We start from the raw sequence: 16,047 nt of genomic DNA on the forward strand, positions 1-16,047 counted from the left end.
AGTTTCTACCGTCTGAACCGTTTCAGAATGGGAGAAACTCCACTTTCGACGGTCGATCTGGCGCTGCGGCGGCGGTCGGGCAACCTGCCGAGCGTGGTGGTGGCGAGAGTGCCGGATACGCGCCTGGCGGCCGCGAGTCGGCGAGCGGTACTCTCAGTCGCACATCGCCGCCGCACTGGCCGGCGAACCGCGCAGCACAGGATGCCCGCGGCCGGATCGGAGGCGTCGAAATGACCGACCAGACGAGCGTCGCCACGGCGGCTCACAGCTCCCGACGTCCGCAAACCGGGCAACGGATCCCGCTCAACACCCTCGCTATCGCGTTCGGTCTTGCGGGGCTCGCAAACATCTGGGTGACCGCATCCCGGCTGCTCGGCGTCACCGAGGTCATCGGCCAGGTGGTGTGGGCGGGCGTGGTCGTCGCCTGGGTGTGGCTGATCGTGGCGCATCTGCGCCGGGGCGCGCGCAGCTCCGAGACGCTGGCGCAGCAGCTGCGGCATCCGGCGCAGGGTCCGATCGCGGCCCTCGTGCCGGTCGTCGGGATGCTCATCGGCGCCGACCTCTATCGCTTCTGGCCGGTAGGTGGCGAGATCCTGGTCGTGGTGTCGATCGTGGCTGCCGCTGCCTTCGCCGCCTGGATCCTGGCCTTCTGGCACACAGGAGCGCTGACTCCGGAGGCGTTCCACGGCGGGTACCTGCTGCCGACGGTCGCCGCCGGGCTCATCGCGGCCACGACCGCGTCGAAGGTGGGTCTGCCGCTGCTCGCGATCGGCTCCTTCGCCGTCGGCATCTTCTTCTGGATCGTCGTGTCGACCGTCCTGCTCGCGCGTCTGGCGTTCTTCTCGCCGTTGCCTGCGGCGCTGACGCCGACCTGCGCCATCCTCCTGGCGCCGCCCGCTGTGGCGGGAACCGCGTGGTTCACGATCAACGGGGAGCACGCCGATCTCGTGTCAGCCGCTCTGCTGGGGTTGCTCGTGCTCATGGCGCTTCAGCAGGTCGCGCTGATTCCGCGCTATCGAATGTTGCCGTTCACCCTCGGGTTCTGGTCGTTCACCTTCCCGCTCGCGGCGGCCGGCGGCTCTGGAGTGGAGTGGCTGTCGATCAGCGCGTTCCCGGGCTGGCAGTTTGTGGCGTGGACCCTGGTCGCGCTCGTGACCGTCGTGATCGTGGCAGTGGGCATCCGGTCGCTGGTGCTTGTGTCGAGTGTGCGTCGGGGAGTGCTGCGCGCGGAGAGCGTGTTGCGCCGGGCGGACAACGCAGTCGAGCGCGGCTGAGCGTGGTCGCGCGTGGTCGCGCGTGGTCGAGCGCGGTCGAGCGCGGTCGCGTCGACCGCATCCTGACCCGACCTGAAGAGACTCCGTGATCCTCGGCCGATCCAAAGACTCCCACCGATAACATCGGTCCGAATGGGCTGCGAGGTGGCCCGAGGAGGCGGCGTGATGAGCAACACAAACGGACAGACCCCGGCCGGCTGGTACGCCGACCCGAGCGGTTCGCAGCAGCTTCGCTGGTGGGACGGGATGCAGTGGACCGAGCACTACGCGCCCGCCGCGCCGCCTGTTGCGCCGGTTCAGGCTCAGCCGGTTCAGGCTCAACCCGCTCAACCCGCTTATGGGCAGCAGGCTTACGGCCAGACGTATGGGCAGCAGCCGTACGGCGGTGCGCCCGCGACCGCCTACGCCACCGGGCCCTTCGTTCCGGAACGCCCGCCACTCGCATCCGGAACCCGTATCTACAGCGTGTGGATCTGGCTGGTGGTCGCGCTGCCGATTCTGCCCAGCCTGCTGCTGCCGTTCTGGAACCCCTTCGAGGGGATGGCGTCGATTCGCACGTCGCGCGACCTCGAGCACCTCACCAGCCCGTTCGCGCTGTTCGGCTGGGCGTATTTCGCGATCATGATCGTGACGTGGCTCGCCTACGGTCTCGCCGTCGTCTTCGCGTGGCTCGACTACCGCGAACTCAAGCGCGTCGGAGTGGAGCGTCCCTTCCATTGGGCGTGGGCGTTCCTGAGCTCGTACGTCTACGTCATCGGCCGCTCGATCATCGTGCGCAAGGTGGCCGCGGGCCGCGGCCTCGCACCGATCTGGGCGAGCATCGGAGTGGTCGTCGCGAGCTTCATCATCATCATCGCCTGGATATCCCTCGCCTTCGACTCCCTCTACCGCTTCGCCCCCGGCTACGGCGGCGGGTACGGCGCATAACCTGCGAAACGGCTGTCCGAAACACGCTCGGGTGTCCGTTATGATGGCTGTCGTGCGTTCGCTCGCGGACGCTCAGGAGACGTCGCATAGTTCGGCCTAGTGCACCACCCTGCTAAGGTGGAGTGCCCTTTACAGGGCACCGTGGGTTCAAATCCCACCGTCTCCGCACTGAGGCTCTCCATAAATTCAGCGAACCTGTTCTACGAATTCGGCTTCGTTTTGGAGGGCTTTGATCTTGGATGGGCTCGACGAGCATTTCAGAACTCATCTTGGTCGACTCGCTGGAATCCGAAGGTTTTCGGGCACCCCTGAGGGCGTCGACGTAGAGTTCGACCTTCTCACTTTCGAACCGGGTCATGATGGCTTTGCCCCTGTCGTGACGCGGGGTCTGAGTTTGCACCTGCTTTCGATGGGAAGTGACGCAACCGCCCGAATCGAATTGTTGATGCTTGTGCCGGAGTCGCTTTCCGAACTCGCCGAATCGCGCATCTGCGATGTGGCGCTGGACGTGATTCGTTCGCATAGAGCACCGGGGCGTTCCCAAGTGCTCGATCGACGGGGGCAAGTGTTCCCGGGTTCCGAAATGTGTGCTCTGATGTCGGTTGCGTCGGTCTATCAAGCGTCTGGGTTCTTCATCCTCGAAGCGGCGGACGAGCGCATACTGTTTCCCTGGTTGATGCCGATTACTGCCGCGGAGGCCGAATTCGTGCGCTTGAACGGCAGCGATGCCTTCGAGGAGATGCTCGAAGCGTCTGACGTCGACATGCGAGACCCTTACCGCCAGTCGCTCTGCTGATTTTGTCGCCGCTCCACGACGGGATCGCTTGGATTCTGTGTGCGGTCGATCAGCGGCGGATCTGCGCCTGGGGGAGCGCGCGCGATACATTGAGGCCGAAAGTTCTTCAGCTCGGACCCTTCAGGCTTCACAGCTGAACGAGCTCGCGATCGACTCCGGGTTCCGGAGCGGCATTTGGGGGAATGAATGATGATCAGGGCGATTCGCGCTGCTGCCATAGCGACGCTCGCGGGACTTGCACTCGTCGGGTGCGCGACGAGTGCGAGCGTTTCCGATGAGGGGACATCCGACCCAAGCGTCGCGTCAACGCCGTCGGCTCCGGACGTCTCTCAGGTTCTGGCGAGCGGAGCGTTCGAGCAGAGGAACGGTGTGTCCGGTGACGTCACGGTCGAGCGCGATAGCGACGATTTGCGAGTGATCGTGGATTCGTTCCACGCCGGCGGCAACCAGACGAGACTGCTTCTCGTCGATGCCGGGGCGGAACAACTCATCGCGTGCATCCCGGAGTCCGTGGCGACAGCGAGCGTCGGAGGCATTCCGGCCGAACCGAAGTCGAGCTTCCCGTTCGCGTCAGCTTCGGACTTCGACACGGCGCAGGTGCCCCATTTCAAGTCGGTAGTACTTGTGAGGCAACGTGTCGACGGCGACCCCGAATGTATTGAGCCAATCGTGTCCGTTGCTCCGCTCGCCTGGTCTGACGCCAACAACTGACCCGGACCGGCGTCCGGTATTGAGACAGAAACAGGAGGTGATGGTGGCGCGGAGGTTGGTGCGAGCGCTTGCGATGGGTGGCCTTCTTATTGCCCTAACCGGATGCGGTTATCACCCTCCGGGCGGCCTTTCGTTGAACCCGAGCGAGCGATCTCTTCCTCGATGCGAGAAGCGAGAGCCCGTTCCTGTTGAATCACTGGGCGCTGAAGGTCGAGCGCGCTGCGATCTGGTGGGCGTCGAGATCGTGTTCCCGGACCACAACAAGCATCCTGCACCGGACATCCTCGGCCATTCGGTCTTCGGCGGCGGAGCCGACTACCCGCAACGCAGCCTCAGCAACCTCGGGATCTACGGCATTGTCGCTGCAGTCACGACGGACCATCCGAAACATACCGAGTGGTGGGGTACCGATGAAGGAGTAGCAATCGAGAAGAAGTTCGCCGGCGCGAACGACGGCAACTAGAGGGCCCCGCGAGAATCTCGCGGGGGCCCTTCAGCTAGGCAGGTCAGACGGCCGAAGGCTCCCGAGCGCCCAGCACAGCGGCGAACGGGTCGAAGTCGGTCGGGAGGGCCGCGATCGGGTCCACGGTCGAGGCGACCTCGACGAACGAGTGGCGTTCGACGGACTCCTCGATCGCGACCATTGTGTCGAGCACGTGGTAGCCGACGTGGCCGGTGGCGACGTGGAGGTCGCCCGCGCCTCGGATGGTGCGTGCCATCGTGAGCGCGCCGACACCGCGGCCGGACAGCGGACCCTCCTCGGGCAGGATCTGCGCCTCCTGGAAGATGCCGCCGTCGCGGAACTCGATCTCCGGACGGTAGAGCTTGATCGGGCTCCCGCCGAAGTAGTTCGGGTCGCCGAGCACCAGCGTGCCCTCGGTGCCGTTGATCTCGAAGATGCCGTGGCGGAACAGGGCCGTGTCGACGCTCATCTGCGATGCGGCCGTCTCGCCCGAGGCGAATCGGCTGACGACCGCGAGGTGGGTAGGCACCTCGACCGGGAAGGTCGCACCGGCGCGCGGACCGGTGTGGATGCTGCGCGTCTCCTGCGCCTTGGTGCCGACGGCGACGACCTCGGCGATCGGACCGAGCAACTGCACGAGCGCGGTCAGGTAGTACGGGCCGATGTCGAAGAGCGGTCCCGCGCCCTTGGCGAAGAGGAACTCGGGGTCAGGATGGAACCAGTCCGGTCCCTGGGACTGGAACGAGGTCGTCGCCGAGAGCGGGGTGCCGATCGCGCCGTTCGCGATCGCCCGCTTGGCGGTCTGCCAGAGGGGCCCGAGCACCGTATCCGGAGCGATGCCGAGTAGCAGCCCGCGCTCGTCGGCGAGCTCGACGAGAGCCTTGGCCGATGCGCGTTCGATGCCGATCGGCTTCTCGCTCCAGACGTGTTTTCCCGCGTTCAGGGCGGCGGTCGAGACGGCGACGTGTGCCGCCGGGATGGTGAGGTTGATCACGATCTCGACGTCGTCGTTGGTCAGGATCGAGTCGGCGTCGCCGGAGGTCTCGATGCCGTACTTGGACGCCTGAGACGCTGCACGCTCCGTGTTCATGTCACCGACTGCCACGACCCGCACATCCGGATACTGGGCAAGGTTGGTGAGGTACTGGTCGCTGATCATGCCGGCGCCGATGAGGCCGATGCCGACGGGTCCGTTGGTGCTCATCGTGCGTTCTCCAGGGTGCTCGTGAGGTAGTCGAAGCTGGCGGCGACGCCCTCGAAGATGTCGCCCTCGTAGTGGTCGAACTCGACGACCGCGAAGCGGGCGCTGGGGGCCGCCTCGATCGCGTTGCGGAGCGGCACATCCCCTGACCGGCCGGCGTCTGGTCCGTGGGAAGGTTCGCGCTCGACCGGCCGCCGGCCATCGGGCCATCCTTGATGTGCAGGGCATGCACGCGGTCGCCGAGGCGGGTGAGGAGCGCGATCGGGTCCCGGCCGCTGGCGGTCGCCCAATACAGGTCGACCTCGAGCGCGACGGCGGGGTCGAGCTGCTCGGCGAAGATCTCGAGGCCGGTGACGCCGTCGATGACGGACAGCAACTCGTGGTCGTGGTTGTGGTATCCGACCCGCAGACCGAACGTTGCCGCCTGCTCGGCACGCTTGTTCAGGCGTTCGGCGCTGCGCAGGATGCTGTCTCGATCGGCCCAGCGCGGCGGCGCGAGGTACGGGTCGATCACGATCTCGATGCCGAGCTTGGCCGCCGCTTCGAAGGTCTCCTCCGCGGGCGGCACGGTGAGGATGCCGTCGGGGGTGTTCACCTCTTCTTCGATCAGTATGGCGTGGCCGGTCGGCGCCGCGAGTCCGTGGCGGTCGAGCGAGGTCTTCAGCTCGGCGGCGCGACGCACGAAGTCGAACGCTTCGACGTTGGCGAATCCGATCCCGGCGAGGCGGGCGAGCGTTCCGTCGAGGTCGGCGTCGAGAGCCTTGTACACCGAGTAGAGCTGGACGGAGGGTTGGGGCGTGGTCATGAGGTTTCCTTTCGAGGTGGTGCGGTTGTCGGTGTGCGGCGGTCGCGTCAGCGGACGCCGCGGATGGCGAAGAGGCAGAGCGCTCCGACGATGACGAAGACGATCGCGATGGGGAACAGGGCGAGGTAGCCACTGAAGACGGTCACGATGATGCCGCCGAGAGCGACACCGATGGTCTGCGGCAGGGTCGTGGTGATGTTGATGATGCCGAGGTCCTTGCCGACCTCATCCGCCGACGGGAGCACCTGCGTGATCAGCACGTAGTCGACCGAGAGGTAGGCGCCGAGGCCGAGACCGGAGAGGAAGGAGAACAGCCACATGCCCGGGACGGTGGGCGAGATCATCGGGATGATGAACGAGATCACCAGGAACAGGGAGGCGGCGACGATCAGCGGTTTTGTGCGCTTGATCTTGTCGACGATGAATCCGGAGATCGGCGTTCCGATGAGCGTGCCCAGCAGGCCGGCGAGACCGATCACGGGGACGACGCTGACCGCGTCCTTACCGAGTCCGACGTAGGACTGGAGGATGTACAGCGTGTACGCCGTGAGCGGGAAGTACCCGACCATGAGCAGGAAGCGACCGGTGAACGCCCAGGCGAAGTTCGGATGCTTGACCGGGTTGACCCAGAATGTGCGCAGGATCGCGCCGATGTTCAGCGGCGGCTTGGGCACGCCCAGGTTGGAGCGCCGGTTCACCACGACGAAGAGGATCGCGGTGACGAGCACGATCATGCCGACCAGGATGTAGCCGACCACCATCTTGTCCGAGAAGGATGCACCGATGGTCTGGCCGCCGAGGGAACCGACCAGCTGCATGGTCCCCATCACGGCGGAGAACGCGCCGCGACGGATGACCGGCACGCGCTCGGGGATGTGCGCACTGATCGGGGTGAAGACGAAGTTGGTCGCGATCTGCATGAGGAACCAGTAGGCCACCAGCATCGGGATCGAGGTGCCGAACGCCATCAGCACGGTCAGCGCCAGGCTGGCGACCGCTCCGAAGAGGATCCACGGCGCCCGGCCGCCGAAGCGGGTGCGAGTGCGGTCGGAGAGGGTGCCGGCGATCGGGGCGCCGAGCATCGCGGCGATGGCGCCGATCCCGACGATCAGGGAGAGGCCGCCGACCGCGCCGTTCGGGTCGATGCGCTGCACCTGGAGCGCGAGGAAGACGGATTGGACCGCTCCCCAGAGCACCGCGACACCGGCGCTGGCCAGGCCGATCGTGATGAGGAGGCCCCACAGTTTGAGCTGTCGCAGGGATCCGGTTCGGTCGATCAGCGCTTCAGTTGTCTCGACGACGTTCACATTCGATTGAGCGCTCAGAGGCTCGTTGGGCAGAACAGACATCGGTCCTTACTCCTTTGTAATGTCCGTGATCAGGGAGATGGCCTTAGGGCCGATCGAGGGGTGTTCCCGGTGGTCGGGCTTGCGTTGGGAATGAGAGTAACAGTTAAAAGCTCCACGTGGAAGTTTTTATTTTGCGAATGTGGGATAGCCTCGATCCATGGCCGAAGCGAAGACGACACGGCGCCCGCGGGGGCCCTATTCGAAGGGCATCAAGCGCCGGCAGGAGATCCTTGATCGAACGCTGGAGGTGTTCACAAAACGTGGGTTCGAAGGCACGTCATTGCGCGCCATCGGGGAAGCGATCGGCGTCACGCATGCAGCACTGCTGCACTATTTCCCGTCGCGGGAGGCCCTGCTGATCGAGGTGCTGCGCGAACGCGACATCCGCTCGGAGGAGTTCACTGGCGACCAGCCGTTCTTCCCCGGTCTCATCAAGACGGCCGAGTACAACGCGACCATCCCGGGCCTCATCGCCCTCTACACGTCGATGCTCGGAACATCCATCGAGCCGCAGAGCGAAGCTGCTCGGGAGTTCTTCGCGAAGCGGTTCGAGACGGGTCGCGCTGGCATTCAGAAGACCCTCGCCGACGAGGTCGTGCAGCCGATCGCCGTCGACCCCGAGAAGCTGGCATCGTTGATCATGGCTGCGTTCGACGGCCTGCAGATCCAGTGGCTACTCGACCCCAAGGTCGACATCGCGGGCACGCTCGACCTCCTCCGGGCCTTCGTCCCCGACCAGCCGGCCGCCGAACACCCGTAAGCGCTATCGCACGCTCATCACCGGTAGGTGTCGATGAGCTCCCAATTGTCTCCGCCGACTCGCCGAACGTCGAACATCCGTACCTCTGCGCCCGGGCCCATCGAGGCGCCCTGAAACCGCCACCCCGACACCTGGAGGAGCGGATGCGTGAGCGCGTCGTGAATGGCCGGTCGCGTGAGCGGCGTGGGCGTATCCGTCACCACGTATCGCGTTCCGCGCCAGACGATTCGCGTCGGGCGACCCTGCTCGGTCCACACAGCGATGATGTCGGACGCGTGCGCGATGCTCATGAAATGGCCTTCCTTCGATTCCGGATGTCGTGCTCCATTGCACCACACTTTCGAACATATGTTCGAATCATTTTTGGAATGAAGGAGTCGATCTACTAGCTCGCGATCACGCTCGCTGACGCGCGTGAAAGCATCGACAATTCAACGTTGTAGCATTCGAACAGCAGTCAACCAGCAGGGAGAACGACATGGCAGTGACGCTCCGAGAGGTCGCCGAAGCGGCAGGCGTGTCGATCAAGACGGTATCGAACGTGATCAACGGATACCCGTACATCAGCAAGCAGACCAGGGCGTCCGTCGAGGCCGCTGTGGAGTCGCTCGGCTACCAGCCCAACCTCTCCGCTCGCGGACTGCGTTCGGGCCGTACGGGGGCGATCAGCCTCGTGATCCCCGACCTCAAGAACCCGTACTTCGCCGAGTTGGCCGACTCGGTCATGCGTGCGGCGACGAAGCGCGGCGTCGCCGTGTTCATCGAGCAGAGCGGCGGCGATCGCGAGCGCGAGCTGGCCATCCTGCACGGTCCGCAGATGCGCATGGCCGACGGCATCCTGTTCAGCGTGCTTGGCCTGGGGCAGGATGACGCGGCCTTGGTGGACATCCCGAGGCCCCTCGTGCTGCTTGGCGAGCGAATCTTCAACGGGCCGGCCGACCATGTGACGATGAAGAACGTCGAGGCGTCACGGGCTGCTACCGAGCATCTGCTGTCGCTCGGCCGCACCGCCGTCGTCGCGCTCGGCGCGCATCCCGATGAGGTCATCGGCTCGGCCGGTCTGCGTCTGGCGGGGTACCGGCAGGCGCTCGAGGCGGCTGGGGTCGAGTACCGCGACGACCTCGTGGTCGAGGCGGGGGAGTGGCACCGCGTCGACGGCGCGAACGCAATGCGTGCGTTCCTCGAGAGCGGCCGGCACTTCGACGGCGTGGTGGCCTTCAACGACTCGCTCGCCTTCGGTGCGATGCGCGCGATCGAGGATGCCGGCTTCAGAATCCCGCAGGATGTCGCGATCGTGGGCTTCGACGACGTCGACGAGACGCGGTACTCCATCCCGACCCTGTCCTCGATCGACCCGGGCCGCGATGACATCGCGGAGACCGCCGTCAGGCTGCTGCTCGCCCGGATCGAGGGCGACGAGAAGGCGACCTTCGACGAGTACGAGGCGCCCTTCCGGCTGATGGTCCGGGAGTCCAGCGCGAGCTGATCAGCCCGTCTGCGAACGCTCTCAAGCGACCACGAAGTCGACTTGACAGCGCGCCGACTCATGGTTGATAGTGCTCTTACAACGTTGTTGGTAATCGTTGTAGAAATCACAATCCAGAGACCGGATGCGCCGGTCCAGGGCCCGAGGAAGGGCCCGCGGACACGTCGTCACCCTTCTCTTTCGCCACAGTGAGCCCCCAGCGGGCGGATAGTCACATCGAGAGGAAACGCAATGATGCGTAGGACAAGGAAGGTGCTCGGCCTCATCGGCACGATCGCCACCGCTAGCGTCCTGCTGGCCGGATGCTCAGCATCCAGCGGAGGAGACTCCAGCAGTTCAGGCACCGTCACGGTGTGGGTCCGCGACTACGAGAAGGCGATCGTTCAGCCGCTCGCCGACGCGTTCAACAAGTCGCACAAGACCCAGGTCAAGGTGACCCTCATCCCGGCCGCCGACTTCGTTCAGAAGCTTGGAACCGCCGCATCGTCGGGCTCCGCTCCCGACGTCGCCGCGACCGACCTGGTCTTCACTCCGTACTTCGCGTCGGTGGGCGCCCTCGCCGACATCACCGACAAGGTGGACGCCCTTCCGTACAAGGACGACCTGAGCCCGGCGCACGTGAGGCAGTCGAAGTACAAGGGCAAGACGTACGCGGTGCCGTTCACCGGCGACGTCTCCGTCATGTTCTACAACAAGGATCTCTTCAAGCAGGCGGGCCTCGACCCCGAGAAGCCCCCGACAACGTACGCGGAACTCCAGGCCGACGCGAAGGCCGTCAGCGCCCTCGGCGGCAAGAACAAGGGCTTCGTCTTCTCGGCCGCCTGCGGTGGGTGCAACATCTTCGAGCTCACCCCGCACATCTGGGCGAGTGGCGGTGACGTGCTCAACGAGGACGGCACCAAGGCGACCCTCGACTCCTCCGAGGTGACGGATGCGCTGCAGCTGTACCGCGACATGTGGACAGACGGCAGCATGCCCACCCTCGTGCAGACGGACAACGGCCCGAACGCGGGCACGGCCTTCCAGGGTGGAACGATCGGCATGAAGCCGGACGGCACCAGCTTCCTGGGCTCCCTGGTCGCGGCCAAGAAGATCGACTTCGGCGTCTTCCCGATCCCGGGCAAGGACGGCGGCTCGGCCTCGTTCGCGGGCGGCGACAACATGTCGATCATGACCGGTGCGAAGAACCCCGACGGCGCTTGGGAGTTCGTGAAGTGGGCGACCGACGAGCAGGCTCAGAAGATCCTCGCGTCGAAGTCGGTGCTGCCGATCCGCATGGACCTGCTCGACAAGATCTACACGCCGCTCGACCCGCGGTACAAGGTGTTCGCCGACGCGCTCAAGGTGGGCCACACCCCGTACAGCACGATCGAGAACGCACTCTTCAACGACAACAACGGTGTCTGGTCGAAGATGATCCAGTCGGCTGTCTTCAAGGGTGACATCCAGGGCGCCCAGGCCACCGCTCAGAGCGCCGCGCAGGCGCTGCTGGACAAGGCGAACAAGTAGCAGGCGGGCGCGGCCGGCCGGGTGCCGGCCGCGCCCATCCTCGGGAAACGGGAACCACCCTCATGGCTCTACCAACAGCGGTCGGCGGCGCGCTCAAAGCGCCGCGGCCTGCGGGCAGACGACGCAACAGTCTCTCGCGCAGACGCGGTGTGCTCGGCGTCATCTACGTCGCTCCGGCGGCAGTGCTGCTCGGCCTCTTCTTCATCTGGCCGCTCATCCGCACCGTCTACATCTCCTTCTTCGACTACCCGCTTCTCGGGCCGTCGTCGTTCGTCGGCGTGCAGAACTACATCGACGCGTTCAGCGACTCGGAATTCGGTCAAGCCGTCGTCTTCACCCTCTTCTATACGGTGATCACCACCCCGGTACTCCTCGCCGTCGGATTCGGCCTGGCGGCTTTGGTGCGGCGTCGCACTCGCGCCGCGCGCATCTTCCAGACCGTCTACTTCGTTCCGGTCGTGATCGGTCTCGCCTCGGCCAGCTACCTCTGGGTCTTCATCTGGCAGCCGGACATCGGACCGCTCACCGACCTGCTCGCACGTCTCGGGATCGGCGATGCGAGCACCAACCTGTTCGCGAATCCGGGAACCGCGTTCCTCATCGTGCTCGGCATGGTGGTCTGGAAGACGGCGGGCCTGCAGATGCTACTGCTGCTCTCGGGCATCCAGTCGATCCCCGAGGAGGTCGTCGAGGCGTCCCGGATGGACGGGGCCGGTCGCTGGCAGACCTTCCGCCTGATCACCCTTCCGCTGCTCCGCCCGACACTGGCGCTCGTGCTCGTGTTCTCGGTCGCCGGATCGCTGCTGGCGTTCGACCAGTTCTACATCATGACCTCGGGCGGACCGGACAACTCGACGATCACCGCGGTCTTCCAGATCTACCGCACCGGATTCGTGCAGTTCCACCTCGGATACGCCTCGGCGCTGTCCATCCTGCTCATGCTCGTGCTCGGCGCCGTCAGCGTCGTGCAGATGCTCCTGCTTCGAAACGCGGACGACTGATGACCACACAGACAAGCCCCATGGCATCCCCGATCAGTGTTCCGGATGCGCCCGCGCCGATCGCACGGGAGCAGCGCAAGCGTCGGTCGAACCGCATCCTGCCGGCCAGCGCCTGGTGGATCGTCTCGATCTGTGTCGCGATCCTTTTCCTCTATCCGCTGTACGTGCTCGTCACGCAGTCGCTGAAGAATCCGGCGGAGGCGGTCCAGACCCCGCCGACGCTCTTCCCGCACGGGCTGTCGTTCGACAACTTCGCGCAGCTGGGCAGCAACGCCGGCGGGCTGAGTTTGCTCGGCAGCCTCGGCAACTCGCTCTTCGTCACGCTGCTGACGACGGCGATCACCGTCGTGGTGTCGACGTTGGCCGGATATGCGTTCGCCAAGCTGCCGTTCCGCGGCAGCCGGGTCGCCTTCTTCGTCACGCTGATCACGTTCATGGTGCCGTTCCAGGCCATCATCACGCCGATCTACTTGACGCTGAAAGACGTCGGCCTTCAGAACAACCTGTTCGGGCTGACGCTCGTGCTCGCCACGTTCAACCTCCCGTTCGGCATCTTCCTCATGCGCAACTCGTTCGCGGCCATCCCCGCGAGCATCGAGGAAGCGGCGATGATCGACGGCGCGAGCGCGTTCGGAGCAATGCGACGCGTGATGCTGCCGAACGCGGTGCCCGGCATCGTGTCCACGGCGCTGCTCACGTTCTTCGCTGCCTGGAACGACTTCTTCGCCACGCTCATCCTGATCACGGACCAGTCGAAGTACACACTGCCGGTGAGCCTCGGGATCCTCTCGGCGGGGCAGAACAACTCCGTCGACTGGGGTCTGCTCGAAGCGGGCGTGGCCGTGACGGTGATCCCGTGCGTCGTGATCTACCTCGTTCTGCAGAAGTACTACACGGCCGGCCTGCTCAGCGGCGCCGTCAAATGACCATCGACAACCGACCAAGGAAACACGACACAATGCCAGACTCCACCATCATCCTCGATCGCGGCCGCACCGTCGGCCCGGTTCGCAGCCGCACCTTCGGCTCCTTCGTCGAGCACCTCGGCCGGTGCGTCTACGACGGGATCTACGAGCCCGGGCACCCGACCGCGAACGAGGACGGCTTCCGGCTCGACGTCGTGGAACTGGTCAAGGAGCTCGGCTCGACCACCATCCGCTACCCCGGTGGCAACTTCGTCTCCGGATTCCGCTGGGAGGACAGCGTCGGCCCGCGCGAACAGCGTCCGGTGCGTCGCGACCTCGCCTGGCACTCGCTCGAGACCAACCAGGTCGGTCTCGATGAGTTCTCGCGCTGGCTCAAGCTGACGGGCTCCGAGCTCATGCTGGCCGTCAACCTCGGCACCCGGGGCATCCAGGCCGCGCTCGACCTTCTCGAGTACGCAAATCACCCCGCCGGCACCGCGCTGAGCGACCAGCGGATCGCCAACGGCACGACCGAGCCGCACGACATCCGGATGTGGTGCCTCGGCAACGAGATGGACGGCCCGTGGCAGACCGGGTACATGACGGCCGACGATTACGGCAAGCTCGCCGCTCGCACCGCCGCCGCGATGAAGATGGCCGACAAGGACCTCGAGCTCGTGGTCTGCGGCTCGTCCGGCTCGGGGATGCCCACCTTCGGCGAGTGGGAGCGCACGGTTCTCGAGCACTCGTACGAGCACGTCGACTACGTCTCGGCGCACGCCTACTACCAGGAGCGCGGCGGCGACCTCGGCTCGTTCCTCGCGTCGTCGGTGGACATGCAGTACTTCATCGACACGGTCGTCGCCACGGCGGACCACGTCGGGTACAAGCTGAAGAGCAAGAAGAAGGTCAACATCTCCTTCGACGAGTGGAACATCTGGTACCTCGACGAGCACCAGGCGTCCGACGAGGTCAACGACGAGTGGCGCTACGCGCCCCGTCAGCTCGAGGACGTGTACTCGGTGGCCGACGCCGTCGTGCTCGGGAACCTGCTGATCACGCTGCTGAAGAACAGCGACCGGGTGACGTCCGCATCCCTCGCCCAGCTGGTGAACGTGATCGCCCCGATCATGACGGAGCCGGGCGGTGGCGTCTGGCGTCAGACCACCTTCTTCCCGTTCTCGGTCACGAGCCGGCTCGCGAAGGGCGTGGTGCTGCGTCCGGTCATCGATTCGCCCAAGTACGAGACTGCCGTCCACGGCGAGGCCGACCTCGTCGACTCTGTCGCGACCTACGATGACGAGTCCGCGAGCGGCGCGGTCTTCCTGGTCAACCGCGACCAGACCGAGTCGCGAACCGTCACGATCGACGTGAGCCAGTTCGCCGCATCCCGCATCGACGAGGCGGTCACGTTGGCCGATGACGACGTCTACGCCAAGAACACGATCGACAACCAGACCCGGGTCGGCCTTGTCTCGAACGACAGCGCAAGCATCGTCGACGGCCAGTTGACCGTCGTACTTCCGCCCGTCTCGTGGACGGCGATCGCCTTCGCATGATGCGTTCACGTCTGCTGCGGTCGGCATCGGCGATCATCGCCGTGTCGGCCGCGGCGGCGCTGCTCGTGTCGTGCTCAGCGCCGCCGAACGCGACGGTGACCACGCTGCGGGTCGAAGCGGGATCGTCTCAGGGAACCGTTGAGCACGTCGGCGCGGGCGGCCTGTACGCGTTCGCGGATGCGTCGACGCCGGCGGCGGCCACGGTCGCTCCGCTCCACCTGAACCAGGTGGTGCAGCCTCCCCCGGTGTGACGCAGCTCGGTAACGGCGCGACCACGCCGACGGGTGACGCGCTCGTGGTCGCCCCCGCGGTTCGCGCGGCGGGGGCGAAGGAGTTCGTCCGGATGCCCGACATCTATCCGACGTTCCCCTACGAATGGGTCGGCTGGGACGACTGGCTGGCGAAGGTCGACACCATGATCGACCAGGTGGGCTCGTCACCCGACTCTGACGTCATCAACGGTTGGGAGCTGTGGAACGAGCCCGACTGGACCTGGGACACCGTTCAGGCAGGACCGTTCGACGACGGCTGGAACCGCACCTTCACGGCGGTCCGAGCCCTCGACCCCACGACACCGATCGTCGGCCCCAGCTTCAGTGTCTGGAACGACGGCATGATGGCCGACTTCCTGTCGAGCGCCAAGGCGGCGGGCACCCTCCCCGATGTGATCTGCTGGCATGAGCTCACCGACGGCGCCGACGGATGGGAGCAGATCGACGAGCACGTCGCGGCGTACCGCTCCCTCGAGAAGTCTCTCGGCATCTCGCCTCGGCCGATCGCCATCGACGAGTACGGTTCTCCGAAGCAGATGGAGGTGCCCTCGGCGATGACGCACTACCTCGCTCAGTTCGAGCGCACCGGCGTGGCCTCGGCCAGCCGGGCGTACTGGCACGAGTCGGGCACCGTCGGTGGACTGGTTACTCCCTCAGTGGGCAAGCCGACGGGCGTGTACGGCCTCTACGACTGGTACGGCGCGTTGAGTGGCAAGATGCTGCGGGTGGTGCCTTCCGGGAAGCTCGACGGTCTCGCATCCGGAGACGGGTCTACCGTTCAGGTGCTCTTGGCGGGGCAGGCCGGTCAGTCGGGGCAGGCGGCGGTCGCCGTGAGCGGCCTGCGGGCGTCGGCGCACTACTCGGTGACCGTCGAGCGGGTCGCCGGAACCGACCGGGCGACCGTGGGCAAGCCCGCGACGCGCATCCTGTCGACCGAGTCCGCTGCCGTCGACGGCAAGCTGACCGTCGACATCCCCCACATCGACTCGACGAGCGCTTACCGACTCGTCGTCAAACCGAAAGACTGAC

At 65.7% G+C, this 16,047-nt stretch carries 17 protein-coding genes and 1 tRNA gene; 14 read left to right on the forward strand and 4 right to left on the reverse strand.

Features of this window, described 5'->3' with window-relative positions; all coding sequences use genetic code 11:
• Nucleotides 1-230 precede the first annotated feature (230 nt).
• From ACQ86A_RS03210 to ACQ86A_RS03235, 6 genes are all read left to right on the forward strand, one after another.
• Complete coding sequence (locus ACQ86A_RS03210; protein ID WP_431279183.1) at nucleotides 231-1,274, forward strand: transporter; 1,044 nt, start codon at nucleotides 231-233, stop codon at nucleotides 1,272-1,274.
• Between the two features lie 165 nt (nucleotides 1,275-1,439).
• Nucleotides 1,440-2,201 carry a DUF2510 domain-containing protein gene (locus tag ACQ86A_RS03215; RefSeq protein WP_431279184.1) on the forward strand — a complete coding sequence of 254 codons (762 nt, stop codon included), beginning with the start codon at nucleotides 1,440-1,442 and terminating at the stop codon, nucleotides 2,199-2,201.
• A 75-nt stretch (nucleotides 2,202-2,276) separates the two neighbouring features.
• A tRNA-Ser gene (locus ACQ86A_RS03220) sits at nucleotides 2,277-2,367 on the forward strand.
• A 69-nt stretch (nucleotides 2,368-2,436) separates the two neighbouring features.
• Nucleotides 2,437-2,997 carry a suppressor of fused domain protein gene (locus tag ACQ86A_RS03225; RefSeq protein ID WP_431279185.1) on the forward strand — a complete coding sequence of 187 codons (561 nt, stop codon included), beginning with the start codon at nucleotides 2,437-2,439 and terminating at the stop codon, nucleotides 2,995-2,997.
• A 369-nt stretch (nucleotides 2,998-3,366) separates the two neighbouring features.
• Nucleotides 3,367-3,708, forward strand: a complete 342-nt coding sequence (locus tag ACQ86A_RS03230) for a hypothetical protein (RefSeq protein WP_431279186.1) — start codon at nucleotides 3,367-3,369, stop codon at nucleotides 3,706-3,708.
• A 229-nt stretch (nucleotides 3,709-3,937) separates the two neighbouring features.
• A complete protein-coding gene (locus tag ACQ86A_RS03235; RefSeq protein ID WP_431279187.1) occupies nucleotides 3,938-4,171 on the forward strand; it encodes a hypothetical protein in 234 nt (77 codons plus the stop codon).
• 43 nt (nucleotides 4,172-4,214) lie between these two features.
• Here ACQ86A_RS03235 and ACQ86A_RS03240 read toward each other — a convergent pair whose 3' ends face one another.
• From ACQ86A_RS03240 to ACQ86A_RS03250, 3 genes are read right to left on the reverse strand one after another with little or no spacing between them, the layout of a single operon-like run.
• Nucleotides 4,215-5,375: a Gfo/Idh/MocA family protein gene (locus tag ACQ86A_RS03240; protein WP_431279188.1), complete on the reverse strand. Its 1,161-nt coding sequence runs from the start codon at nucleotides 5,373-5,375 to the stop codon at nucleotides 4,215-4,217.
• Nucleotides 5,263-6,177: a sugar phosphate isomerase/epimerase family protein gene (locus tag ACQ86A_RS03245; protein WP_431279189.1), complete on the reverse strand. Its 915-nt coding sequence runs from the start codon at nucleotides 6,175-6,177 to the stop codon at nucleotides 5,263-5,265. The genes ACQ86A_RS03240 and ACQ86A_RS03245 overlap by 113 nt, the downstream gene beginning before the upstream one ends.
• A gap of 47 nt (nucleotides 6,178-6,224) precedes the next feature.
• Complete coding sequence (locus ACQ86A_RS03250) at nucleotides 6,225-7,526, reverse strand: MFS transporter (RefSeq protein ID WP_431279190.1); 1,302 nt, start codon at nucleotides 7,524-7,526, stop codon at nucleotides 6,225-6,227.
• Between the two features lie 157 nt (nucleotides 7,527-7,683).
• Between ACQ86A_RS03250 and ACQ86A_RS03255 the strand changes: the two genes are divergently transcribed.
• Nucleotides 7,684-8,286: a TetR/AcrR family transcriptional regulator gene (locus ACQ86A_RS03255; RefSeq protein WP_431279191.1), complete on the forward strand. Its 603-nt coding sequence runs from the start codon at nucleotides 7,684-7,686 to the stop codon at nucleotides 8,284-8,286.
• 17 nt (nucleotides 8,287-8,303) lie between these two features.
• On the opposite strand, the gene ACQ86A_RS03260 is transcribed toward ACQ86A_RS03255, so the two are convergent.
• Nucleotides 8,304-8,576 (reverse strand): hypothetical protein, encoded by a 273-nt coding sequence (locus ACQ86A_RS03260; protein ID WP_431279192.1) that lies wholly within the window; start codon nucleotides 8,574-8,576, stop codon nucleotides 8,304-8,306.
• A 188-nt stretch (nucleotides 8,577-8,764) separates the two neighbouring features.
• Between ACQ86A_RS03260 and ACQ86A_RS03265 the strand changes: the two genes are divergently transcribed.
• From ACQ86A_RS03265 to ACQ86A_RS03295, 7 genes are all read left to right on the forward strand, one after another.
• Complete coding sequence (locus ACQ86A_RS03265) at nucleotides 8,765-9,772, forward strand: LacI family DNA-binding transcriptional regulator (RefSeq protein WP_431279193.1); 1,008 nt, start codon at nucleotides 8,765-8,767, stop codon at nucleotides 9,770-9,772.
• 231 nt (nucleotides 9,773-10,003) lie between these two features.
• A complete protein-coding gene (locus ACQ86A_RS03270) occupies nucleotides 10,004-11,281 on the forward strand; it encodes an ABC transporter substrate-binding protein (protein ID WP_431279194.1) in 1,278 nt (425 codons plus the stop codon).
• A 62-nt stretch (nucleotides 11,282-11,343) separates the two neighbouring features.
• Entirely contained in the window at nucleotides 11,344-12,282 is a 939-nt protein-coding gene (locus tag ACQ86A_RS03275) for a carbohydrate ABC transporter permease (RefSeq protein ID WP_431279195.1), read from the forward strand.
• Nucleotides 12,282-13,208, forward strand: coding sequence for a carbohydrate ABC transporter permease (locus ACQ86A_RS03280; protein WP_431279196.1), 927 nt, complete (start codon nucleotides 12,282-12,284; stop codon nucleotides 13,206-13,208). The genes ACQ86A_RS03275 and ACQ86A_RS03280 overlap by 1 nt, the downstream gene beginning before the upstream one ends.
• Before the next feature lie 32 nt (nucleotides 13,209-13,240).
• Nucleotides 13,241-14,746 (forward strand): alpha-N-arabinofuranosidase, encoded by a 1,506-nt coding sequence (locus tag ACQ86A_RS03285; protein WP_431279197.1) that lies wholly within the window; start codon nucleotides 13,241-13,243, stop codon nucleotides 14,744-14,746.
• On the forward strand, nucleotides 14,743-14,997 hold the full coding sequence (locus ACQ86A_RS03290; RefSeq protein WP_431279198.1) for a hypothetical protein: 255 nt from the start codon (nucleotides 14,743-14,745) through the stop codon (nucleotides 14,995-14,997). The genes ACQ86A_RS03285 and ACQ86A_RS03290 overlap by 4 nt, the downstream gene beginning before the upstream one ends.
• Nucleotides 14,994-16,046, forward strand: a complete 1,053-nt coding sequence (locus ACQ86A_RS03295) for a hypothetical protein (RefSeq protein ID WP_431279199.1) — start codon at nucleotides 14,994-14,996, stop codon at nucleotides 16,044-16,046. The genes ACQ86A_RS03290 and ACQ86A_RS03295 overlap by 4 nt, the downstream gene beginning before the upstream one ends.
• Nucleotide 16,047 lies beyond the last annotated feature (1 nt).

The sequence above is a fragment of the Leifsonia poae genome (assembly GCF_050632195.1).
Classification (GTDB): domain Bacteria; phylum Actinomycetota; class Actinomycetes; order Actinomycetales; family Microbacteriaceae; genus Leifsonia; species Leifsonia poae_C.